At 71.3% G+C, this 22,354-nt stretch carries 21 protein-coding genes; 1 reads left to right on the forward strand and 20 read right to left on the reverse strand.

Going from position 1 to position 22,354, the window contains the following annotated elements; translation table 11 throughout:
• From D9T14_RS07905 to glmS, 20 genes are all read right to left on the reverse strand, one after another.
• On the reverse strand, nucleotides 1-542 hold a 542-nt coding region (locus D9T14_RS07905; RefSeq protein WP_220668343.1), incomplete at its 3' end, for a hypothetical protein.
• A 181-nt stretch (nucleotides 543-723) separates the two neighbouring features.
• A complete protein-coding gene (locus tag D9T14_RS07910; protein ID WP_119161749.1) occupies nucleotides 724-1,008 on the reverse strand; it encodes a WXG100 family type VII secretion target in 285 nt (94 codons plus the stop codon).
• 278 nt (nucleotides 1,009-1,286) lie between these two features.
• Nucleotides 1,287-2,819 carry an IMP dehydrogenase gene (guaB, locus tag D9T14_RS07915; protein ID WP_119161668.1) on the reverse strand — a complete coding sequence of 511 codons (1,533 nt, stop codon included), beginning with the start codon at nucleotides 2,817-2,819 and terminating at the stop codon, nucleotides 1,287-1,289.
• A gap of 394 nt (nucleotides 2,820-3,213) precedes the next feature.
• Nucleotides 3,214-4,800: a chaperonin GroEL gene (groL, locus tag D9T14_RS07920; protein WP_119161669.1), complete on the reverse strand. Its 1,587-nt coding sequence runs from the start codon at nucleotides 4,798-4,800 to the stop codon at nucleotides 3,214-3,216.
• 15 nt (nucleotides 4,801-4,815) lie between these two features.
• Nucleotides 4,816-5,112, reverse strand: a complete 297-nt coding sequence (gene groES / locus D9T14_RS07925) for a co-chaperone GroES (RefSeq protein WP_119161670.1) — start codon at nucleotides 5,110-5,112, stop codon at nucleotides 4,816-4,818.
• Nucleotides 5,113-5,293: 181 nt separating this feature from the next.
• Nucleotides 5,294-6,283, reverse strand: coding sequence for a glycine betaine ABC transporter substrate-binding protein (locus D9T14_RS07930; protein ID WP_182482062.1), 990 nt, complete (start codon nucleotides 6,281-6,283; stop codon nucleotides 5,294-5,296).
• Nucleotide 6,284: 1 nt separating this feature from the next.
• Nucleotides 6,285-7,019, reverse strand: coding sequence for an ABC transporter permease (locus D9T14_RS07935; protein WP_119161671.1), 735 nt, complete (start codon nucleotides 7,017-7,019; stop codon nucleotides 6,285-6,287).
• Nucleotides 7,016-8,239: an ABC transporter ATP-binding protein gene (locus D9T14_RS07940; RefSeq protein ID WP_119161672.1), complete on the reverse strand. Its 1,224-nt coding sequence runs from the start codon at nucleotides 8,237-8,239 to the stop codon at nucleotides 7,016-7,018. Before D9T14_RS07940 ends, D9T14_RS07935 begins: the two co-directional genes overlap by 4 nt.
• On the reverse strand, nucleotides 8,236-8,877 hold the full coding sequence (locus D9T14_RS07945; RefSeq protein WP_119161673.1) for an ABC transporter permease: 642 nt from the start codon (nucleotides 8,875-8,877) through the stop codon (nucleotides 8,236-8,238). The genes D9T14_RS07940 and D9T14_RS07945 overlap by 4 nt, the downstream gene beginning before the upstream one ends.
• 206 nt (nucleotides 8,878-9,083) lie before the next feature.
• A complete protein-coding gene (locus D9T14_RS07950) occupies nucleotides 9,084-9,572 on the reverse strand; it encodes an NUDIX hydrolase (RefSeq protein WP_119161751.1) in 489 nt (162 codons plus the stop codon).
• Nucleotides 9,573-9,587: 15 nt separating this feature from the next.
• Entirely contained in the window at nucleotides 9,588-11,429 is a 1,842-nt protein-coding gene (gene bluB, locus D9T14_RS07955; RefSeq protein WP_119161674.1) for a 5,6-dimethylbenzimidazole synthase, read from the reverse strand.
• 100 nt (nucleotides 11,430-11,529) lie between these two features.
• Nucleotides 11,530-12,597, reverse strand: coding sequence for a tRNA (adenosine(37)-N6)-threonylcarbamoyltransferase complex transferase subunit TsaD (tsaD, locus tag D9T14_RS07960; RefSeq protein WP_119161675.1), 1,068 nt, complete (start codon nucleotides 12,595-12,597; stop codon nucleotides 11,530-11,532).
• Nucleotides 12,594-13,103 carry a GNAT family N-acetyltransferase gene (locus tag D9T14_RS07965; protein WP_119161676.1) on the reverse strand — a complete coding sequence of 170 codons (510 nt, stop codon included), beginning with the start codon at nucleotides 13,101-13,103 and terminating at the stop codon, nucleotides 12,594-12,596. Before D9T14_RS07965 ends, tsaD begins: the two co-directional genes overlap by 4 nt.
• Entirely contained in the window at nucleotides 13,100-13,801 is a 702-nt protein-coding gene (gene tsaB / locus D9T14_RS07970; RefSeq protein ID WP_119161677.1) for a tRNA (adenosine(37)-N6)-threonylcarbamoyltransferase complex dimerization subunit type 1 TsaB, read from the reverse strand. Before tsaB ends, D9T14_RS07965 begins: the two co-directional genes overlap by 4 nt.
• On the reverse strand, nucleotides 13,798-14,760 hold the full coding sequence (gene tsaE / locus D9T14_RS14370; protein ID WP_310648476.1) for a tRNA (adenosine(37)-N6)-threonylcarbamoyltransferase complex ATPase subunit type 1 TsaE: 963 nt from the start codon (nucleotides 14,758-14,760) through the stop codon (nucleotides 13,798-13,800). Before tsaE ends, tsaB begins: the two co-directional genes overlap by 4 nt.
• 166 nt (nucleotides 14,761-14,926) lie before the next feature.
• Nucleotides 14,927-15,412: a hypothetical protein gene (locus D9T14_RS07980; RefSeq protein WP_119161678.1), complete on the reverse strand. Its 486-nt coding sequence runs from the start codon at nucleotides 15,410-15,412 to the stop codon at nucleotides 14,927-14,929.
• 64 nt (nucleotides 15,413-15,476) lie between these two features.
• Nucleotides 15,477-17,387, reverse strand: a complete 1,911-nt coding sequence (locus tag D9T14_RS07985; protein ID WP_119161679.1) for a DEAD/DEAH box helicase — start codon at nucleotides 17,385-17,387, stop codon at nucleotides 15,477-15,479.
• 132 nt (nucleotides 17,388-17,519) lie between these two features.
• Nucleotides 17,520-18,962, reverse strand: a complete 1,443-nt coding sequence (locus tag D9T14_RS07990; protein ID WP_119161680.1) for an NAD(P)H-hydrate epimerase — start codon at nucleotides 18,960-18,962, stop codon at nucleotides 17,520-17,522.
• A 1-nt stretch (nucleotide 18,963) separates the two neighbouring features.
• Nucleotides 18,964-19,332, reverse strand: a complete 369-nt coding sequence (locus D9T14_RS07995; RefSeq protein WP_119161681.1) for a holo-ACP synthase — start codon at nucleotides 19,330-19,332, stop codon at nucleotides 18,964-18,966.
• 12 nt (nucleotides 19,333-19,344) lie between these two features.
• Complete coding sequence (gene glmS / locus D9T14_RS08000) at nucleotides 19,345-21,189, reverse strand: glutamine--fructose-6-phosphate transaminase (isomerizing) (protein ID WP_119161682.1); 1,845 nt, start codon at nucleotides 21,187-21,189, stop codon at nucleotides 19,345-19,347.
• 244 nt (nucleotides 21,190-21,433) lie between these two features.
• Between glmS and coaA the strand changes: the two genes are divergently transcribed.
• The gene (gene coaA, locus D9T14_RS08005; protein WP_232012527.1) at nucleotides 21,434-22,354 is read left to right on the forward strand and encodes a type I pantothenate kinase; all 921 of its coding nucleotides are present in this window, start codon (nucleotides 21,434-21,436) and stop codon (nucleotides 22,352-22,354) included.

Below are 22,354 nucleotides of genomic sequence, written 5' to 3' on the forward strand. Positions count from 1 at the left end.
TCATTCGCACCCGACACGTTCGACGAATACGCCCGCAGATCATCAGGACACGCCGACGACACCCCACCAGCGGCACCCGGAGCCGGCTCAGACCACGGAGTCGTCACCGGATCATGAGGCTCCGGCAACGGCACCTGGTCCGGACCCGCAGGCGGCTGATCTGTCCCCCAGAAACCATCCCACAGGCCCTTCAAGAATGACTCCCGGTCCTGCCTGTCCGCCCACTCCTTCGCCTCCTTGCGGCGCTGCCTCTCGGCCGTTGCGGCCTCCTTCAGCTTCTGCACCTCGGCAGCCAGGTCATCCAGGGCCGAGGCAATGTTCGTGCAATCCGTCGACGCCGCCTTCGCATTCGACTCGAACACATCCGCGTAATGACCCTTGAAATCAGTCAACGCGGTCGTCGCCCACGACGACCGCGAGGTCGCCTGAGTCTTCAGCGTGCTCGACAGTGTTGTCGCAGCAGACTTCAACGTGTCAGCCGCACCATCATCAAACGCAACCGGCTCGTCATACGCACCAAGCTTGTCCGAATACTCAGCCATCAGATGTCCTCATGTCGCTGGTGGGGGGGTGGTGGGATGCCATGAGGCGCAGTCGAGGCCATGGCCACCAGCTCAAGCCAGGCCGGACGCAGTCAAGAAATAGTGGAAATGGAAGAAGGAGGGGAAGAAAAGAGATGAGGGGTACCGCCCCGGATCCCCGGGACGGCACCCCTCATGCGTGTCAGGCAGCGCCGCCGGCGCTGAAGATGTCCTGCGAGATCTGCATCGTCTGCCGCTGAAGCTCGTTGAGCTTCTCGACCATCTGGTCCAGCGCGGTTCGGGTGGCAGGCCAGGTATCGCCGCTGAACTTGTCGGCCAGCGGGCCGTCCCAGTTGCTCTTGTCGCACAGGATCTCGCCCTGAGTCTTCAGGTTGTTCAGCTGATCCATCAGGCCACCGTTAGTGGTGCTCTCGATCTGCTTGATCGCGTTCTGAGCCGCTTCCGTCGAAAGTACACGACCGCTCATCATGCCTCCATCTCAATAGGGGTGAACAGGACACCCCGGTGTGGGGCATCACCTCAACCGAGGCTAGTCCCAGCTGCCGCACAGGGGCCACCCAGCTCCTCATCATGCGGACAGACTCTGACACCATGCGACCACGACCAACTGGCGCCATGATTTCTGCTTAGAGACGACGAATCACCTAGCCACACTGTGATTCACTCCACCGGGCGGCTGCCCCTGACACTCAGCCCACCCCCGTCGTGTCCCCTCCATCTCAGGGTTCAATCGGGGTGCCCTGTTCAGTCGTGCGAGGAGTAGTTCGGGGCCTCGACGGTCATCTGGATGTCGTGCGGGTGGCTCTCGCGCAGGCCGGCCGAGGTGATCCGCACGAAACGGCCCCGCTCCTGCAGCTCGGGGATCGTGCGGGCACCCGAGTAGAACATGGCCTGGTGCACACCACCGATGAGCTGGTAGACCACCGCGCCCAGCGGGCCACGGTAGGGCACCTGCCCCTCGATGCCCTCGGGCACGATCTTGTCGTTGCTCGTCACGTCGGCCTGGAAGTAGCGGTCCTTCGAGTAGCTCATCTTGCGGCCACGGGTGGCCATCGCCCCCAACGAACCCATGCCCCGGTACTCCTTGAACTGCTTGCCGTTGATGAAGACCAGCTCACCCGGGCTCTCGTCGCAGCCGGCCAGCAGCGAACCCAGCATCACCGTGTCTGCGCCCGCCACGAACGCCTTCGCGACGTCACCGGAGTACTGCAGGCCACCATCCCCGATGACCGGGACACCGTACTGGCGGCAGGCCCGGGCAGCCTCGGCGATGGCCGTGACCTGCGGGACACCGACGCCGGCGACCACCCGGGTGGTGCAGATCGAACCGGGCCCCACACCCACCTTGACCGCATCGGCACCCGCCTCGCACAGCGCCTTCGCCGCCTCGAACGTGGCGACGTTGCCGCCGATGACGTCGACGCCCTCAGCGGCCGGGTCGGCCTTGAGGCGCGCGATCATGTCCATCTCTGCCCTGGAGTGGCCGTGGGCGGTGTCGACGACGAGCACGTCGACGCCCTCCTCGATGAGCGCCATCGCCCGCTCGTAGGCATCACCGTAGAAACCGATCGACGCCCCCACCCGCAGACGCCCCTGCGCGTCCTTGCTCGCCAGCGGGAACTGGTCGGACTTCACGAAGTCCTTCAACGTGATGAGACCCTTGAGCCGGCCCGCGGCGTCGATGAGCGGCAGCTTCTCGATCTTGTTCTTGGCCAGCAGCGCCAGCGCATCATCGGGGGCGATGCCCTCGGGCGCCGTGACGAGCGGCATCGGGGTCATCACCTCACGCACCGGACGTGAGGCGTCGGACTGGAACCGCATGTCCCGGTTCGTGATGATGCCCAGCAGCCGCATGTCCTCGTCGACCACCGGCACCCCGCTGATGTGGAACTGGCCGCACAACTCGTCCACGTCCGCCAGCGTCGCATCCGGGCCGATCGTGATCGGCTCGATGACCATGCCGGCCTCCGAACGCTTCACCCGGTCGACCATGCCGGCCTGCTCCTCGACCGACAGATTGCGGTGGATGACACCCAGCCCGCCCTCGCGGGCCATGGCGATCGCCATCCGCTCCTCGGTGACGGTGTCCATCGCGGCCGACAACAACGGCACCTGCAAGGTGATGCGCCTGGTCAGACGCGAACTCGTGTCGACCTCGGAGGGGATCACGTCGGTCTGGCGAGGAATGAGCAGGACGTCGTCGAAGGTCAACGCCAAGGGCGCGACCTCGCCCGCCGCGCGCTCCGCCTCAAGCCTGCTCCCCCGCTCCGACACCATGTGATGACCTCTCTCCTCGACGGTGGGCCCAGTCTAGTGCCTGCCCGCAGGACGAAACCTTTCCACCGAACGGGCTCCTGGTCCTTCCTCACACCACGTGGATGCCATTCGGACCCCTGGCCGTTCAGGCCTCCTCCCCCGTCGGCTCGACGCGTGCCCCAGTCGCCCGGACTCGGCGCGGTGTGGCGGGACGGCGGCACCCAGGATCGCGGTCCGCCGGTGCGTTCCACGCCCCGGGCTCAGCCCGCCCGGGCCCCGGCCCGAGTCCTCGGAGTGGACACGTTCTCGCGGCTCGGGCCCGGCGCCCAGCAGCCTCGGCCGGTCCCAGACGCAGTGGGGGCGGGCAGGACCCTGAGGTCCTGCCCGCCCCCACTGAGCGTCGGAGTCGTCCGGCTTACTTGTCGTCCTCGTCGTCGGGTTTGTTCACCACGAGGGTCTCGGTGGTGAGCAGCAGACCCGCGATGGAGGCGGCGTTGGCCAGTGCCGAGCGCGTGACCTTCACCGGGTCGATGACGCCCTGGTCGATGAGATTGCCGTACTCGCCGGTCTTGGCGTTGTAGCCCTCGTTGACACCCATCTCGGCGATCCGCGAGACGATGACGTAGCCCTGCTCGCCGCCGTTCTCGGCGATCCAGCGGGTCGGCTCGATGACGGCCCGCTGCACGATCTTGGCGCCGGCCTTCTCGTCGCCGGACAGGTCCAGCGCGTCGACGGCCGAGGCCGCGTGGATGAGGGCGGCGCCGCCGCCGGCGACGATGCCCTCCTCGATCGCGGCGCGGGTGGCGGACACGGCGTCCTCGATGCGGTGCTTCTTCTCGTTGAGCTCCACCTCGGTGGCGGCACCGACCTGGATGACGCAGACGCCGCCGGCCAGCTTCGCGACCCGCTCGTTGAGCTTCTCGCGGTCCCAGTCGGAGTCGGTGCGCTCGATCTCGGCGTGCAGCTGCTTGACGCGCGCCTCGACGGCGTCGGCCTCGCCGGCGCCCTCGACGATGGTGGTGTTGTCCTTGGTGACGACCACGCGGCGGGCGCGGCCGAGCACGTCGAGGCCGACCTCGTTGAGCTTGAGGCCGACGGTCTCGGACACGACCTGGCCGCCGGTGAGGATGGCGATGTCCTCGAGGATCGCCTTGCGGCGGTCACCGAAGGCGGGCGCCTTGACGGCCACGGAGGTGAAGGTGCCGCGGATCTTGTTCACCACGAGGGTCGACAGCGCCTCGCCGTCGACGTCCTCGGCGATGACGACCAGCTGGCCCTTCGCGGCGATGACCTTCTCGAGCAGCGGCAACAGGTCGTTCATCGACGAGATCTTGCCGTCGTTGATAAGGATGTAGGGGTTGTCGAGGACAGCCTCCATCCGGTCCTGGTCGGTGACGAAGTACGGGGAGATGTAGCCCTTGTCGAACTGCATGCCCTCGGTGAACTCGAGCTCGGTGCCCAGGGTCTGGGACTCCTCGACGGTGATGACGCCGTCCTTGCCCACCTTGTCGAAGGCCTCGGCGATGATCTGGCCGATCTCCTCCTCGCGGGAGCTGATGGTGGCGACGTTGGCCATGTCCTCGGTGGTCTGCACCTCGCGTGCCGCCTCGTGGAGCGCGTCGGTGATGGCGGCAACGGCCTTGTCGATGCCGCGCTTGAGGCCGATCGGGTTGGTGCCGGCGGCCACGGCGCGCAGGCCCTCGTGGACGAGCGCCTGGGCGAGGACGGTGGCGGTGGTGGTGCCGTCACCGGCGATGTCGTTGGTCTTGGTGGCGACTTCCTTGGCGAGCTGGGCGCCGAGGTTCTCGTAGGGGTCCTCGAGTTCGACCTCCTTGGCGACGGTCACGCCGTCGTTGGTGATCGTCGGGGGGCCCCACGACTTGTCGAGGACGACGTAGCGGCCCTTGGGGCCGAGTGTCACCTTGACGGTGTTGGCGAGGATGTCGACACCGCGCTCGAGGGAGCGGCGGGCCTCCTCGTCGAACTGAAGCTGCTTTGCCATGAGTACGGGCCCGCCTTACTTCTCGACGACCGCGAGGATGTCGCGGGCATTGAGCAGGAGGTAGTCCTTGCCGTCGTACTTGACCTCGGTGCCGCCGTACTTGCTGAAGATGATGACGTCACCCTCGGCGACGTCCATGGGGACGCGAGCGCCCTTGTCGTCGATGCGGCCCGGGCCGGCGGCGATGACCTTGCCCTCCTGCGGCTTCTCCTTTGCGGTGTCGGGGATCACCAGGCCGGAGGCGGTGGTGGTCTCGGCTTCCAGCGGCAGAACGAGGACGCGGTCCTCGAGCGGCTTGATCGTGGTGGCCACGTCAAACCCCTTTCTCACTAGTCAGCGCCATGCGGCGCGAATTCCTGTCAGTGGTGGATTGACCAGGAGGACGTCGTCGCGGTGCCATCCCCTGGGCTGGCACTCCCCTGCCGGGAGCGCCAGAACCAAAGCTATACCTGCTTTAGCACTCGATCAAACCGAGTGCCAGAGCGGTCCGGGGTCACGACTCGGTGATGAGGCCCTTGGCCACGAGCCACTCGTAGGCCACGTCGGCGGGCTCGCGGCCATCGACGTCCACCTGGGCGTTCATGGCGATGAGCTCCTCGTCGGTGAGCAGTTCGGTGACGGCGCCGAACAACCGGTCGTAGGCCTCGGTGTGCTGTGCGTAGGTGTCCTGTCGGATGATCATCGACACGTTGTAGTTCGGCAGGAACTCCAGGTCGTCCTCGAGGACCACCAGGTCGAGCGACTTGATGCGTCCGTCGGTGGTGAAGATCTCACCGAAGGTGCACACCCCCTCGGCCGTCGCCGAGTAGATGGCGCCGACGTCCATGAGCATGCGCCGGGACGAGCCCAGGTCAATGCCGTAGGTCCGGGCCAGCGGCTCGAACCCGTCGTTGCGGTTGTTGAACTCGGTGTCCAGGCAGAAGCTCAGCTCCGAGGGGTCGAGCCCGGCCAGGTCGGAGAGCTTGGTGATGCCCAGGCGCTTCCGGGTGCTCTGGGTGATGGCGATGCCGTAGGTGTTGTTCGCCGGTGTCGGCGGCAGCCACACCAGGCCGTTGAGCAGGTCCTCGTCGCGCACGGCCTCGTACTGGGCCTGCTCGCCGGGGACGGGATCGGTGTGGCCGAGATAGCTGATCCAGCCGGTTCCGCTGTAGTCCCACAGCATCTCGATCTGGCCGCTCAGCAGCGCCTGACGCGAGGACGAGGAGCCGGGGATACCGGTGAGGTCCGACACGTCGGCCCCGGCCGACCGGAGCAGGATGACGGCGATCTTGCCGAGCACGAGCTGCTCGGTGAAGGCCTTGGAACCCGCCTTGACGCTCACGCCGCTCAGGTCGATGCCGGCGAGCTCGCCGGCGAGCTCGCCGGTGCGGGTGAAACCGCCGGAGGTGCCCAGCCCGCAGGCACTGAGCACGATGGCCAGGGCGAGGGCGGGCACGGCGAGCAGGGCCCGGAGCCGGCCGGCCAGGTTCTTCACGTGCTCCATCTCACAGCCCCTTCGGTGCGACGACCATCTCCATGACCTGCCCGAGCCATTCGACGAGCAGGGCGAGCAGCGCCACGATCACGGCACCGGAGATGAGGATGCGGAATCGGAACAGGGAGATGCCGGTCTGGATGAGGGCACCCAGGCCACCGGCGTTGATGAAGGTGGCAAAACTGGCGGTGCCGACGAGCAGCACCAGCGCGGTGCGGATGCCCGCGAGGATGACCTTCGAGGCCAGTGGCAGCTCGATGCGCAGCAGCACGCCCAGCGACGAGATGCCCATGCCCCGGCCGGCCTCCACCAGGGCCGGGTCGACCCCCTGCAGCCCGGTGATCGTATTGGCGAGCACCGGGAGGAAGGCGTAGATGCTCAGCGCGACGACGGCGGTCGGCGTGCCGAAGCCCATGGCCATGGCGAGCAGGACGACCAGTCCGATGACCGGCGCGGACTGGCCGGCGTTGGCGACGGCGAGCACGGCGGGTGTGACGCGGCGGATACCGGGCCTGGTCAGAGCGATGCCCAGCGGCACGCCCACGACGAGGACGACGGCGGCGCAGATGAGGGTGAGCACCACGTGCTCGCCGAGCAGGGTGCCGACGGTCCCCCACGCCAGCTGGCGGGACTCGATGTCGTCGAGGTCGGCGGTGGCGCGCCAGAGCACCCAGATCAGGGCCCCGGCGACGACGATGACGGGGATGCCCCAGAACAGCTGGCGTTCGTTCCTGTCCATGCTCATGGGCGCTCCTGCCCCTGGGACGGTCCGGCGGGTCTGTGTCCCGAGGCCCGGCCGGCCTCATGGTCCCTGACCGCCTCGGGCGCGGCATTGACGCGGCGCACGTGCGCGGTCACCTCGTTGAAGGTGGCGATGCCGAGGAAGTGCTCGTTCTCGTCGACGATGATGGCGCCCTCGTGCAGCGAGGTGACCAGGGCGTCGAGCACCGTGTCGAGGCTGGAGTCCTTGCTGAGCAGGATGGGCTGGCGGCCGGGCCGGGCGCGCACGACAGGGCCGCGCAGGTTGACCGTCCAGTACCAGTCAACGATGGCGTCGTCGGCGTCCAGGACGATGACCTGATCCGTGTCGTTCCGGCGCGCCCGCTCCAGCACCTCGGGGACCGGGTCACCGACGTGGACGAGGACGGCCGGTTCCAGCCGGATCGAGGAGACCTTCTCCAGGGCCAGCTGCTTGAGGGCCGAGCCGGCACCGGTGAAGTCCGCGACGAAGTCGCTGGCGGGGTTGGCGAGGATCTCCGAGGCGGTGTCGTACTGGGCGATGCGCCCGTTCTCGGCCATGACGCAGATCCGGTCGCCGAGTTTGATGGCCTCGTCGATGTCGTGGGTGACGCACACGATCGTCTTGTGCAGCTTGGACTGCACGTCCAGCAGTTCGTCCTGCAGACGCGAACGGGTGATCGGGTCGACCGCGCCGAAGGGCTCGTCCATGAGCAGGACGGGCGGGTCGGCGGCCAGTCCCCGGGCCACGCCGACGCGCTGCTGCTGGCCGCCGGACAGCTCCCTGGGGTAGCGGTCCCGATAGGCGGACGGGTCGAGACCGACCAGTTCGAGCAGTTCGTCGGTGCGCCGCCTGATGCGTTTCCTGTCCCACTTCAGCAGATGGGGGACGACCGCGATGTTGGCTGCGACGGTCATGTGCGGGAACAGTCCGCCGCCCTGGATGACGTAGCCGATGCGACGGCGCAGGGTGTCGGGGTCGAGTTCGCGGGTGTCCTGGCCGTCGATGGTGATCGTGCCGCTGGTGGGTTCGATGAGGCGGTTGATCATCTTGAGGCTCGTCGTCTTGCCGCAGCCGGACGGGCCGACGAAGGTGACGAACTCGCCCGCGTCGATGGTCAGGCTGAGGTGGTCGACGGCCGGCTCGGTCTGGCCCGGGTACCGCTTGACGACGTCGGTGAAGACGATCTCGCTGCCCCTGGTGTTGTCGGTACTGGCTGTGCTCATGCGCGGATTCCCTTCGAGATGGTGACCCGCCCGAGCAGGGCGAGCACGGCGTCGGCGATGAGTGCGACGACCACGACGCCGACGGTGCCGACCAGGGCGTAGTTGAGTGCGTTCCTGCCACCGATCTGGGTCAGCCCGGTGAAGATGTACGAGCCGAGCCCGGGGCCGAGCACGTAGGCCGCGATGGCCGCCACGCCCATCGACATCTGCGTCGAGACGCGCAGACCGGTGAGGATGACGGGCCAGGCCAGCGGCAGCTGCACCCGCAGGAAGACCGCGAGCGGCTTCATGCCCATGCCGCGGGCCGACTCGATGAGTGCCGAGTCGACGCCCAGAAGTCCCACCACGGCGTTGCGCAGGATGGGCAACGTCGCGTAGAAGGTGACGACGGCCACCGAGGTGACGGTGCCGATGCCGAACAGCGGGATGAACAGGCCCAGCAGCGCGAAGGACGGGATCGTCAGACCGATGGTCGAGATGGCGTTGGCGACCGGTTCGAGCCGCGGCACGCTCGTGACGACGACGGCCAGGACGATGGCGATGACGGCGGCGAGCAGCACGGACTGGACGACGAGGCTGGCGTGCTGGTACATGCGGAACGCGATGTCGGCCCAGCGCGAGGCGATGAAGGCTCCCATGGTTCTCCTGATCGGTCAGCGTCCAAGGGGGACGCACCGGACAAAGAACTGTTGAACCCACAATAGACGACGAAATTTTTCGACGGACACACGCAGTCAATTCACTTCACCACTAAAATTTGTGCCCGCCACCGGGCGGACCGTCCGGCACCGCAGCGGCGGACGGGGCCGGGCGGCCCGGAGATCCGGGCCGCGGCCCGTCGTGCTCAGGCCAGGACCGTCCAGCTGGCGCCGGTCGGGTGGCCGTTCTCGTAGGGGATGACGGCGTGGAACTGCGGCACCTGCGGGTCGAAGACGAGCGGCACGAAGTAGCGGTCGCCCTCCCACATCTCCAGCCGGCCGAGCTCGTCGATGCGTTCCCAGGTGAGCGGGCCCTCCTCGTTCGCCGCCGGCACCTCGCCGTGCCAGCGGTGGACGAGGAAGACGAAACCGAACTGGTCCGAGCCGTCCGGGTTGAAGCCGGGCCAGCTGACGGTGCCGGCCAGCCTCATGTCGTCGACCTCGATGCCGGCCTCCTCCCGCAGCTCGCGCTTCATGCCGGCTGCCACGTCCTCGTCGCGTTCCACCTTGCCGCCCAGGCCGTTGTACTTGCCGAGCTGGTCGTCGTCGGGACGGGCGACGCGGTGCACCATGAGCACCCGCTCGCCGTCGGGGTGCAGGACGAAGGCCAGGGTGGTCAGCTGCGGGCAGATCACGGGAGCCACCGCCTGTCAACGGGTGCGGCCGGCGCCACGGCGCACGGCCAGGCCGGTGAGCAGGCTCTGGGCGGCCAGGGACGCGCCGACTCCCTCGCCGGCGCGCAGCCGCAGGTCGAGCAGCGGCTCCAGGCCCAGTTCGGTGAGCACCGCCTGGTGGCAGGACTCGCGGCTGACCTGCCCGGCGACCAGGTAGGACTGGACGGCCGGGTTCACCTCGACGGCCGCCAGGGCGGCGACCGAGGTGGCCAGGCCGTCCAGCACGACCATCGCACCGGCCTCGGCGGCACCGACCGTCACCCCGGCGAGCACCGCGAACTCCGGGCCGCCGACCTCGGTGAGGGCGCGGGCCGGGTCGGTGCGCAGCGCCTGCGGATCAACGCGTCCGAACACGGCGCGCAGCACCTCGGCCTTGTGGTCGATCATCGCCGCGTCCGAGCCGGCCCCGATGCCGACGGCCTGCTCGGGGCCGATGCCGGTGAGCGCGCAGGCCAGGGCCGAGGCGATCGTCGTATTGGCCACGCCGATCTCGCCGAGCACGACGAGCCCCCGGGCGGCGGCACGCCGGCCCAGTTCTCGCCCGGCCGCGATGAGCCGAGCAGTGTCCTCGCCGGTCATGGCCGGGGCGGTCACCAGGTCGCCGCGGGGGCCGGCCGGGCGCAGCTGTTCGACGCCGGCCAGGGGTTCGCCCGCGACACCCGCGTCGACGAGGATCGTGTCCAGGCCGGCGCCGGCCGCGGTGACGACGCCGACAGCGCGGCCGGCGGCCGCGGCGTCCATGACCTCGCGGGTCACCGACTGGTCGAAGGCCGAGACCCGGTGCTCGATGATCGGGTGGTCGGCGGCGGCGAGGACGAGGGTGCCGCCGGTGACGTCCTCACCGGTGACGGCGACCATCCGGTCGAGCGCCTGGTCGAGCTTGCCCAGTGAGCCGGGCGGGGTGAGCAGGTCGTCGGCCCGGTCGCGGGCCGCCACGACGTGGCGCTGGTCGGGGGCGGCGATCTCGCTCCACAGCGGCGAGGACGGGTCGGGTTCGGGCACCGCGGCGGGCGGCGCGGCCTCGGGGGCCGGCGCGGCGCCGGGCAGCCCGCTCACCGGCGGCTGTGGGGCGTTCTCGGGCCAGCGGTCGGCCATGATCACCTCGTCCAGGGGCAGCTTGTGCGACCAGGCGCGCCGCTCCAGCCCGGGGAAGGGCGGGCGTTCGTCGGGCCAGCCCAGGCACAGCCAGCCGAGGGTCTCGACGCCGGCGGGCAGGTGCAGCAGACCGGCGAGCTCGGTGGGGCGCATGAGTGTCACCCAGCCCATGCCGAGGCCGGCGACGCGGGCGGTCAGCCACATGTTCTCGATGGCGGCGGCGCAGCTCCACAGGTCGGCGTCGTGGAAGGTGTTGCGGCCGAGCACGCCCGAGGCGGGGGTGCGCCGGTCGCAGGCCACGACGATGCCGAGCGGGGCCTCCCGGATGCCCTCCAGCTGCAGGTCGAGCAGCCGGGACTTCCGTTCGGGCGTCAGGCCGTCGGCCTGGCGCAGCCGTTCGCGGTCGGCCATGAGGGCGGCGCGCTCACGGGTGCGGCGGTCGCGCACGACGATGAACCGCCACGGCTGGGACTGGCCGACGCTGGGGCCGCCGTGGCCCGCCTCGATGACGGCGCGGACGAGTTCGTCGGCCACGTCGTCGGGCCGGTAGCGGCGGATGTCGCGGCGGGCGCCGATGACCCGGTCCAGGGCGGCGCGGGTGGCGTCGTCGAACGCCCAGCCGGTGACGTCGTCGTCGCGTTCGGCCGAGCTCGTCGCGTCGCCGATCAGCGGCACCGGGCGGCGCCAGATGTGACCGGAGGGCTCAGTGGTGTGTGCACTCATGGGGCCAACGGTATCGGTGAACCGCCAGGGGCATGACCCGGCGGCCCCGGTAGCCGGACGCACGCCCCGCGGGCCGTCGGGCCCGGCCTGCGGCGGCGGGTCAGTCGCGGACGACGACGTTTCCGACCGGCAGCCCCGAGTCGGCGCCGATGCCCAGGCCGGACGGTTCCAGGCCGGCCTTGACGACCTGGGCGCCGAGCACGGCGATCATGGCGCCGTTGTCGGTGCACAGCCCCGGTCGGGGGCGGCGCAGCTCGATGCCCGCCGCCGCGGTGCGCTCGCCGAGCAGCCCGCGCAGCCGCGAGTTCGCCGCCACTCCTCCGCCGATGATCATGTGCTCGATGCCGTGGTACCGGGCGGCGTCGACGGCCTTGGCGGAGATGACGTCGGCGACGGCCTCCTGGAACGAGGCGGCCACGTCGGCTACCGGGATCTGGCCTCCTTCGAGGCGGCGTGTCTCGACCCAGCGGGCGACGGCCGTCTTGAGGCCCGAGAAGGAGTAGTCGAAGCGGTGCCGCGCCATGTCGTGGGGCGCGGTGAGGCCGCGCGGGAAACGAATGGCCCGCGGGTCGCCGCCCCGGGCGGCCTCGTCGATGGCCGGCCCGCCGGGGTAGGGCAGGTCGAGCAGGCGCGCGACCTTGTCGTAGGCCTCGCCGGCGGCGTCGTCGATCGTCGTGCCGATCTCTGCGACGTCGCTGGTGATGTCCCCCACCCTGAGCAGCTGGGTGTGGCCGCCCGAGACGAGCAGCGCGAGGGTGGGCCGGGCCAGGGGGCGGGCCGGTTCGCCGTCGGGGTGGTCGAGCAGGTCGACGGCGACATGGCCGACGAGGTGGTTGAGCCCGTACAACGGTTTGCCGAGGACCGCGGCGAGGCTCTTCGCCGCGGCCAGCCCGACGACGAGGGAGCCCATGAGGCCGGGACCGGCGGTGACGGCGACGGCGTCGAGCTCGGACAGGTCGACGCCTGCCGTCCCGACCGCGCGGCGCAGCGTGGGGCCGATGGCCTCCAGGTGGGCGCGCGAGGCGACCTCGGGCACGACGCCGCCGAAGCGGGCGTGCAGTTCCATGGAGCTGGCGACCTCGTTGGCGAGCAGTTGCTCGCCGCGCACGATGCCCACCGAGGTCTCGTCGCAGCTGGACTCGATACCCAGCACGAGCGGTTCGCTCATGGCCGTCCTCCTTCCGCCGCGCCGGGGCGGTTCGTGTCCGGTGGGGTGACCACGGCCTGCATGAGGAGGGCGTCGGCACCCGGACCGTAGTAGTTCGCGCGCACGCCGGTGCGGGTGAAACCGGCCCGCTCGTAGAGGGCCAGCGCCGGTGTGTTGTCGTGGCGCACCTCGAGCAGCATCCGGCGGGCCCCTGCCACGGCCGCCGCGGCGAGCAGCCGGGCGAGCAGGCCGGTGGCCAGGCCCCGGCCGCGGTGGGCCGGGGCGACGACGATGCGCAGCAGTTCGGCGTCCTCGTGGAGCACGCCGATGAGGCCGGCGGCGACCAGCCGGCCGCCGGAGCGCAGCCCCAGGCACTGGTTGGCGGGGCGGCTCAACTCGCTCGTCCACGACTGTGCGCCCCAGCGCTCGCGCGGGGGGAAACCGGAGTCCTCCAGCACGAGCAGCTCGGGCAGCTGGCCGGCGTCGAGGGTCTCGGCGGGCGCCGCCCGGCCCACGGCGGTGCTCACCGTGCCGCCCCGGGGCGCAGGCGGTGGCGGCGGCCGGTGAGCGCCGACTTGCGGGCGCTGGGCGGTGCGGCGTCGGGTGTGCGCAGGTACAGCGGTTCCAGGCCGGCGTCGGGCAGCTCGTGCAGGTGGGCGGCGAGGAAGCCGGCGTCGAGCCCCAGCGGCGCGTCGGCCGGGTGGCGGGCGGTGAGCAGCTCCGGGTAGGCCAGGACGCCGGGTCCGGCGGTGGGCAGCTCGGGAAGGGCGGCCGGGGCGCTCACCTGCGGTTGGCCGACGCGCCGGCCGTCCCGGTAGGTGGCCCAGTAGAGCTCCTTGCGGCGGGCGTCCGAGGTGACGACGACGTCCCGCGGGGAGCCGGAGGCGGCCCACTGGGCGGCGATGACGTCGAGGCTGCACACGCCCTTGACGGGCAGGCCGGCCGCGATGCCGGCGGTGACGGCGGTGGCCACGCCCACCCGAAGCCCGGTGAACGGGCCGGGCCCCACCCCGACACCGATCGCGGCGAGGTCCGCCCAGCCGATGCCCGCGCCCGCCAGGATCACCTGGATGGTCGGCACGAGCAGTTCGGCGTGCGAGTGGTTGTCGCCGACCTGTTCGGAGGCGACGGCGCGGCCGTCGCGGGCCAGGCCGGCGGTGACGACGGTCGACGTGTCGACCCCCAGCGTCCAGCCGACCGGCTGGTTCGTCGGTTCGGTGCTCATCGGGCCTCCCTGGCCTCGGCCGACACGGCGAGTTCGTCGCGCAGGCGGTGCAGGTCCTCGCCGGCCCAGCGGTCGCCGTGGCCGGTGAGGTAGACGGTGCGGGTGTCGTCGGCCGGGTCGGCGCTGCGGACGATGTCGATGTCGAGCCGGTCGGGGGCCAGCTGCTCGGCCATCCCGGCACCCCACTCGACGAGGGTGACCGAGTCGGCCATGGAGGCATCGAGGTCGATGTCCTCGAGCTCGGCGGCCGAGCCCATCCGGTAGGCGTCGACGTGCACGAGGTCGGGGCCGGTGCCGCGGGCGCGGTGCACCCTCGACAGGACGAAGGTGGGTGAGATGACCGGTCCGTCGACGTCGAGGCCGGCGCCGATCCCCTGGGCGAGGGTGGTCTTGCCGGCGCCGAGTTCGCCGTTGGCGACGAGCAGGTCCCCGGCGCGCAGTCGCCGGGCGAGCAGTGCGCCGAGACGGCGCATGTCCTCGGCCGTGGGCACGGTGACGGCAGTGGGCAGGTCGATGCTCAGGATGAGGCCGCCGGGCACCTCGTGGTCGCTGGTGAAGCCGTGGGAGCGCCACCAGCCGATGACCTCGGGCAGGTCGGTGCGGGCCATGAGCTGGAGCCGGTGCAGGCCCTGCTCGGCGGCCCACTCCCCTGCGGCGCGGACGATGAGTGCGGCGAGCCCGGCGTGCTGAAAGCCGGGCAGGACACTGACCCGGTGCACCATGAGCGTGCCCGGGCCGGGGACGCTCATGAGCAGGCAGGCCGCGTCTCGGCCGCCGACGGAGGCGACGATGCCGCCGCAGTCGGCGATGCGGGCGCGCACGTCGTCGACGGTGTCGCTCAGCGCCTCGGGCGGCGTGGCGAGTTTGCGTCTGGCCCCGAACGCCGCGTGGATGATGCCGAGCATGGCGGGCGCGTCCTGCGTGCCCGCCAGTCTCAGCTGCACGTCGTCATCGGTCACGTCGGTCCAGTCTAGTGAGTGACCCGCCCGGGCCTGATCTGATGACCGGACGGCGACCGTGGCCCCTGTCGGGGAAAGCCCTCCGGGTCGGGGGCTCCGGCCCGCATGATTGGAACCACAGCCGCCTCGACGACGCGTCACCGACCGGGGGCGGCTCGTGCGATGTTCAGAATATGATGACCGCGCCATCGCCGGAATAAACCAGGTCATCGTCGTCGACGAAGGACGCCACGTCCACCCAGCTGCGTATCTCGTCGAAACCAGTGCCCTGATTCACGTTCTCCTCCGGGGCGTCGTCGAATTCGGCGAAATTCTTCACCACGGTCCCGTCCTCGATGACCACGAGCTCGGCGCACAGCAGGGCTTCGTCGTACCCGGCGACCACCAGTGAGTCGTCCCCGGCGAAGGCCTTCCAGGCCTCGGCGTCGACAAAGCAGTGGTGGCCGGACAGGTCCTCGAAGACGGTCCAGCCCGCGTTCTCGTGGACGTACAGGCAGGCCCCCTTCCACAGTCCGTTCTCGTCGACCGCGACCGAGACGGCCTTGGTGGACTCCACCTCGATCTCCTCCCTGACGGCTCCTCCGTGCCAGTCGCACAACCGCTCCATCGCCTCGTCCCTGGCCAGTTTGATCCTGAAATAACTCGGGTTCATGCCCAGTTCTCCTCTCCTCGATCGGGCGACGGGCTGGGGCGCGGGGGCTGCGACCCGGGTCGGCTCAGCGTTTGGGGTGCTTGCGCCGGTACGGCCGTCCGCCACGGCGGCCGCCCTTCCTGCGGGCCGGGCGCGGCGGGGCGATGAGGGCCTTGTACTGCTCGGCGGTGACCGGTTCGCCACCGGGCGCGGTTCCGCCGGTCAGCTCGGTGAGTCGTTCCCCGGGGCGCACGCCGCGCGGGCGCTCGTGCACGCCGGCCTCGCGCAGGATGCGGTCCATCCGGCGGCGCTGGCGGGGCAGCACGATGGAGGCGACCAGGCCGTCGGTGCCGGCCCGGGCAGTGCGCCCGGCGCGGTGCAGGTAGTCCTTGCCGTCGTGGGGCGGGTCGGCCTGCAGGACGAGCGAGACGTCGTCGACGTCGATGCCGCGGGCGGCCACGTCGGTGGCCACGAGCACCGGCACCGTGCCGGTACGGAAGGCGTGCAGGACGCGGGCGCGCATGCCTTGGGGCAGACCGCCGTGCAGGGCGCCGGCAGTGACGCCGGCCCCGCGCAGCCGCTCGGCGGTCTCGTCGGCGTCGCGCTGGGTGCGGACGAAGACGATGGTGCGGCCCGACCGGTTGACGGCCTGCGCGATGACGTCCCTCTTCTCGCGGGCGCTGACGGCCCAGACCTGGTGGCGCATCGTCGTGACCGAGGCCCGGGCGGCGTCGACGCCGTGCACGACCGGGTCGTCGAGGTAGCGGCGCACGAGTTCGTCGACCTGCTCGTCGAGGGTGGCGCTGAACAGCAGGTGCTGGGCGCCGGCCGGCACCTCGTCGAGGATACGGGTGACCTCCGGCATGAAACCCAGGTCGGCCATCTCGTCGGCCTCGTCGAGGACGACGGTCTCGACCCTGTCGAGCCCGGCGGCCTGCTGCTCCATGAGGTCGATGAGGCGGCCTGGCGTGGCCACGACGACGTCGACGCCAGTGCGCAGGGCCCGCAGCTGCGGGGTGTAGCTCATGCCGCCGGCGACGAGCACGGTGCGGATGCCGGCGGCCTCGGCCAGCGGGCGCAGCACGTCGTGCACCTGCATGGCCAGTTCGCGGGTCGGGGCGAGCAGGACGGCGCGGGGCCGCTCCGGTGCGGCGCCGCCGCGCCCCAGCCGGGTGAGGGTGGGCAGGCCGAAGGCGAGGGTCTTGCCCGAACCGGTCTGGCCGCGGCCGAGCAGATCGCGTCCGCTCATCGCGTCGGGGATGGCGGCCGCCTGGATCGGGAAGGCCGTGCTGATGCCCTGGGCGTCGAGGACGGCGACGAGGGCCTCGGGCACGCCGAGTTCGGTGAAGCGCGGACCCCGCTTCGGCCGGCGCGGGCCCTTGTCCCGTCCCGCTCGGCCGTGCGGGTGCTCGGCCTGCCCACCGTGCCCGGCGCCGGTGCGGGTTTCGCCGGCACCATCGGGACCGTCGGCCGGGCCGGTGTCCGCCGGCCGCCTCCGGGTCCCGGAGTGCGCGTCGAACCCCTGATGCCATCGGGAAACGCCGCCCTCGGCGGCCCGGTCCGCGCCATGGGGCGTCCGGGCGGCGCGGCGATCACGAGGGCTGCCGGATCTGCCTGCCCGGCGTCCGTCCTCCCGCTCTCCCCCGGCGCGGCGGTCGCCCCGGAAGTCATCACGTCGGCCGCCGTGGCGCTCGTCGGTCCATCTCGTGGCGTCGCCACGGCGCCCCGTGCCCTGGCCACGCTCGTCGCCGGGACGCCGCCGGTCCTCGGCGCGGCCACTGGAGGAGGCACTGGACGGGCGCTGCCTTCCGCACCCGCCGCCGTGATCCCATGTCCTGCGGCGGCGCAGGGGCCGGCCCGTGGCGGCCTCCCACTCGTCGCGGCCCCAGCCGCGGCTGCGTTTCCGGTTTCCGTCGCGGCCACGCGAGCGGTTTCCGCGGCCGGCACTGGCGTCCCGGCCGCGACGGCGGCGACCGGCATCTGATGAGTGAGACATAAGGACTTTCAGGAAGAGCAGAGCACAGAAGCCCTGTCTCGATGATTCCCGGCGGGCCCCTCATGCGCACCTCGCGCAACGTCTCACCACGGTACCTGCCCCGGCCAAGCCCGCGGGCCGTGGGAGAACCGGTCAGCGACCAGTGGCACGGGGCTCAGCGGCGAGCCGGGCCTCGTCGGCGAGCCGGGCGATGAGCGCGGGCAGGGTGCGGGCGAGCTCGTCGGGCGGGTAGGGCCCGGGATGGGCGGCCGCGGCGAGCGCCTGGACGCTCGCCCCCAGCACGCCGGCCCAGCGTGCGCCCATCCCGGCGGCGAGCAGCGTGCCGCAGATGCCGGCGAGCGTGTCCCCCGAACCGGCCTGCGCCGTCCATGCCGGGCCGGGCAGGGCGATGGTGACGCGGCCGCCGGGTTCGGCGACGTACTGGGTGGCGCCCTTGAGCAGCACCGTCACGCCGAACCTGTCGGCGGCGGCGCGGCACGAGACGACCGGGTCGGCGACCACGTCGGCGCGGTCACGGCCGAGCATGCGGGCCAGCTCGCCGGCGTGAGGGGTCGCCAGGCACCCGGCGGGCAGCGCGGTGGGCAGCTCGGCCAGGGCATCGGCGTCAAGGACGAGCGGTGCCCCGTCACCGAGCCTTGCCGCCAGGCGCCCCGCGTTGTGTCCGGGCTCGCCCCATCCGGAGCCGACCACCCAGGCCTGCACCCGCCCCGGGCCGACGGTGACCGAGGGCAGCGCCGCGGTGACCATGGCGGGCACCGGATCGGGCGCGCAGCAGCGGACGAAACCGGCCCCGGCGTACAGGGCTCCGGTGGCGGTGAGGACGCCGGCGCCCGGGTAACGGGCCGAGCCGGTGTCGATGCCGAGGACGCCGCGGGCGTACTTGTCGGACTCCGGTCCGGGAACGGGCCAGCGGGCGGCCACGTCGCAGCGCTCGGCGGCGAACACGGTGGGCTCGGTGACGGTGATGCCGATGTCGGCCACCTCGACCCGGCCGCAGTGCCCGGCGGCGGGCTGGGCGACGTGGCAGGGTTTGAGCGCACCGAAGGTGACGGTGCGGGTGGCGGTGAAGCAGGCGGGATGCTCGGCGCCGGGCAGGTCGGCGTCCAGGCCGGAAGGCACGTCGACGGCCAGGACCGGCACGGCCAGGTCGGTGCAGGCGCGGGCGAACTCGGCGACCGGCCGACGCAGGCCGGGCCGCCCGCCGATGCCGAGCACGGCGTCGACGACCAGGTCGGCCTCGGGCAGGGCCGCGATGGCCGCGGCGGCGTCGACCTCGCGGGCCCCGGCGCCCGCGGCGGCCGCGCTGCCGGACTCGTGGCGGTGCTCCGCGGTGAACCACAGCGCGACGTCGACGCCCCTGGCCGCGAGGTCGCGGGCCGCGTACAGGCCGTCCCCGCCGTTGTTGCCGGGCCCCACGACGACGAGGACGCGGGCACCGGCCGCCCCGCCGAGCATGTCGAGGGCGGCGGCGCTCACGTGTGACGCGGCCGTCTCCATGAGGTCCTGGCCCGGGTGGGCGTCGAACCAGGCCTGCTCGGCCGCCCTGATCTGGGCGGCGGTGGCGACCGGACGCATCTCAGCGCGCCTCGGCGATGACGAGGGCGGTGGCCACCGGGCCGTCGTGGCTGAGTGACAGGTGGAAGACGGTGGCGCCCAGTTCGTCGGCGCGGGCCTTCACCGTGCCGCGCACCTCGAGCACGGGCCGGCGGTCCTCGCCGACGACCACCTCGGCGTCGAGCCACGACAGGTTCCCGGGCGCGCCGAGCGCCTTCGCCAGCGCCTCCTTCGCCGCGAAGCGGGCGGCCAGCGACTCCGGCGAGCGCGGCAGCCCGTGGGCGAGGCGCTCGTCGGGGTTGAGCAGGCGCTCCAGCACCCCGGGACGGCGTTTCAGCATGGCGCTGAAGCGTTCGACCGAGCAGACGTCGATGCCCACGCCGATGATCATGGCCCGTCCCTCCTACTCGACGGTGACCGACTTGGCCAGGTTGCGGGGCTGGTCGACGTCGTTGCCGAGCGCCGTGGCCAGCTCGCAGGCGAACAGCTGGAGCGGCACGACGGCCAGGACCGGCTGCAGCAGGGTGCTCACCTTGGGCAGGCGGATGATCCGCTCGGCGTAGGCGTCGACCTCGGTGTCGTCCTCCTCGGCCAGCACGATGGTGCGGGCGCCGCGGGCGCGCACCTCCTGGATGTTGCTGACGACCTTGTCGTGCAGCTGGTCGCGGCCGGCCGGCGGGACGATGACGAAGACCGGCATGCCGGGGTTGATGATGGCGATGGGGCCGTGCTTGAGCTCGCCGGCGGCGAAGCCCTCGGCGTGCAGATAGGCGATCTCCTTGAGCTTGAGCGCGCCCTCCATGGCGGCCGGGTAGCCGACGTGACGGCCGAGGAAGACGTAGTCGCCCTGGTCGACCATCTGGTGGGCCAGCTCGTAGATGCCGTCGGCGCCGTCCAGCACCTGCTGCACCTTCTGCGGCATCCCGGCCAGCTCGTCCATGATGGCCCTGATCTCGTCGCCGTACTTCATGCCGCGCACCTGGGCGAGGAACAGGCCGAGCAGGTAGCAGGCGATGAGCTGGGTGAGGAAGCCCTTGGTGGAGGCGACGCCGATCTCGGGGCCCGCGTGCGTGTAGATCACGGCGTCGGACTCGCGCGGGATCGTCGAGCCGTTCGTGTTGCAGATGGCGATGACCTTCGCCCCCTGCTCGCGGGCGTGCCGGATGGCCTGCAGGGTGTCGGCGGTCTCGCCGGACTGGCTGATGGCCACGCACAGGGTGCCGGCGTCGACGATGGGGTCGCGGTAGCGGAACTCGCTGGCCAGCTCGACCTCGCAGCCGATCCGCACCCAGTGCTCGATGGCGTACTTGGCGACCATGCCCGCGTAGTAGGCGGTGCCGCAGCCGATGATGATGATCTTGTTGACCCGGCGCAGCATCTCGGGGCTGATGCGGATCTCGTCGAGGACGAGCTCGCCGTGGTCGGAGTAGCGCCCGAGCAGGGTGTCGGCCACGGCCCGGGGCTGCTCGAAGATCTCCTTGCGCATGAACCAGTCGTAGCCCGCCTTCTCGGCGGCCGTCGTGTCCCAGTCGATGTGGTACGGCTTGACCTCGACCGGGGCGCCGTCGAAGTCGGTGACCTCGATGGAGTCAGCGGTGATGACGACCACCTGGTCCTGGCCGAGTTCGATGGCGTCACGGGTGTGCTCGATGAAGGCGGCCACGTCGGAGGCGAGGAAATTCTCGCCCTCGCCGACGCCGACGACCAGCGGCGAGTTGCGGCGGGCCGCGACGACGCGGGTGGGGTCCTGCGCGTCGATGGCGACGAGCGTGAAGGCGCCCTCGAGCCGGGAGCAGACCCGGCGCATGGCGTCGGCCAGGTCACCTGCCGAGGCCAGGACGTGGCCGAGCAGTGCGGCGGCGACCTCGGTGTCGGTCTCCGAGGCGAAGGGGACGCCCTCGGCGGCCAGCTCGGCGCGCAGCTGGGCGAAGTTCTCGATGATGCCGTTGTGGACGAGCGCGACCCGGCCGTCCTGCGACAGGTGAGGGTGCGCGTTCGTGTCGGTGGGGCCGCCGTGGGTGGCCCAGCGGGTGTGGCCGATGCCGATGGTCGAGGCCGGCAGTGGCCTGGCGGCCAGTTCCTCGTCGAGGTTGGTGATCTTGCCGGCCTTCTTGCGCCACTCGATACGGCCGTCGGCACCGACGGCGACACCGGCGGAGTCATAACCGCGGTACTCGAGACGACGCAGACCCTCGACGATGACGTTCACGGCCTGCTGGGGGCCGACGTAACCAATGATTCCGCACATGCCCCCTACTCTAGGGGTATCGGGCCGCGGGCCGGGGCAGGCGGGTCGTGGCTGCAACCGGTGGCCTCGCGGCTGCCCGCGGGACCTTCTCACCGACCGCCGCCGTCGGGTCGAGTGGACATCCTCGGCTCGACGTGGTGGGCTTTCACGGGTGCAGGACTCACGAGAACCCGGCCCCGGCAGCGAGCAGCCCCCGGAGGAGACGACCCGCAGCACCAGCAGACGCGGCGGCCCCTGGCTCGAGATCCCGCGCGCGCAGTGGTCGCAGCTGGCCGGTGACTCCCCGCTCAGCCTCGATCGCGCGACGATCGAGTACCTGCGCGAGCTGGACGACCCCACCGACGAGTCCGACGTCGAGCAGGTCTACCTGCCGCTGAGCCAGCTCATCGAACTGCACCGGACCAACCGGGGGCGCCTGTGGGGCGCCCAGAACCGCTTCCTCGGGCTGAGCCCGGACACGACGCCGCGCACCCCGCTCATCGTCGGTGTCGCCGGCTCGGTGGCCGTCGGCAAGTCGACGACGGCCCGCCTGCTGCGTGAACTGCTGGCCCGCGGCGAGAACCACCCGCACGTCGTCCTGGTGCCGACCGATGGTTTCCTCATGCCGAATGCCGAGCTCGAGGCCCGGGGACTGATGCAGCGCAAGGGTTTCCCGGAGAGCTACGACCTGCGCGCCCTGCTGAGGTTCGTCATGGACGTGAAGTCGGGCCGCCCCGACGTGTCGACACCGGTCTACTCCCACACGCTCTACGACATCGTCCCCGGCGAGCGCGAGCAGATCCACAGCCCCGACATCCTCATTCTCGAGGGCCTCAACGTGCTGCAGCCCGCCCGGGCCGGGCACGGCGACCGCACGTCGGTGGCGATCAGCGACTTCATCGACTTCTCGGTCTACGTGGACGCCGACGAGGCCGACATCGAACGCTGGTACGTCGAACGCCAGTTCGCCTACCGGCGCGAGGCCGTCGCCGAGGAGAGCAGCTTCTTCAAGGCCTACGCCCATCTGAGCGATGAGGCGTTCGGGGACCTCGCCCACCAGGTGTGGGCGGGGATCAACCGGCCCAATCTGCGCGAGAACATCGCCCCGACCCGCCCGCGGGCCACGGTGATCCTGCGCAAGGGCCCGGACCACCGCATCTCGACGGTGCGGATCCGCAAGATCTGA

This window comes from Propionibacterium australiense (assembly GCF_003666605.1).
In the GTDB taxonomy this organism is placed as follows: Bacteria; Actinomycetota; Actinomycetes; order Propionibacteriales; family Propionibacteriaceae; genus Propionibacterium; species Propionibacterium australiense.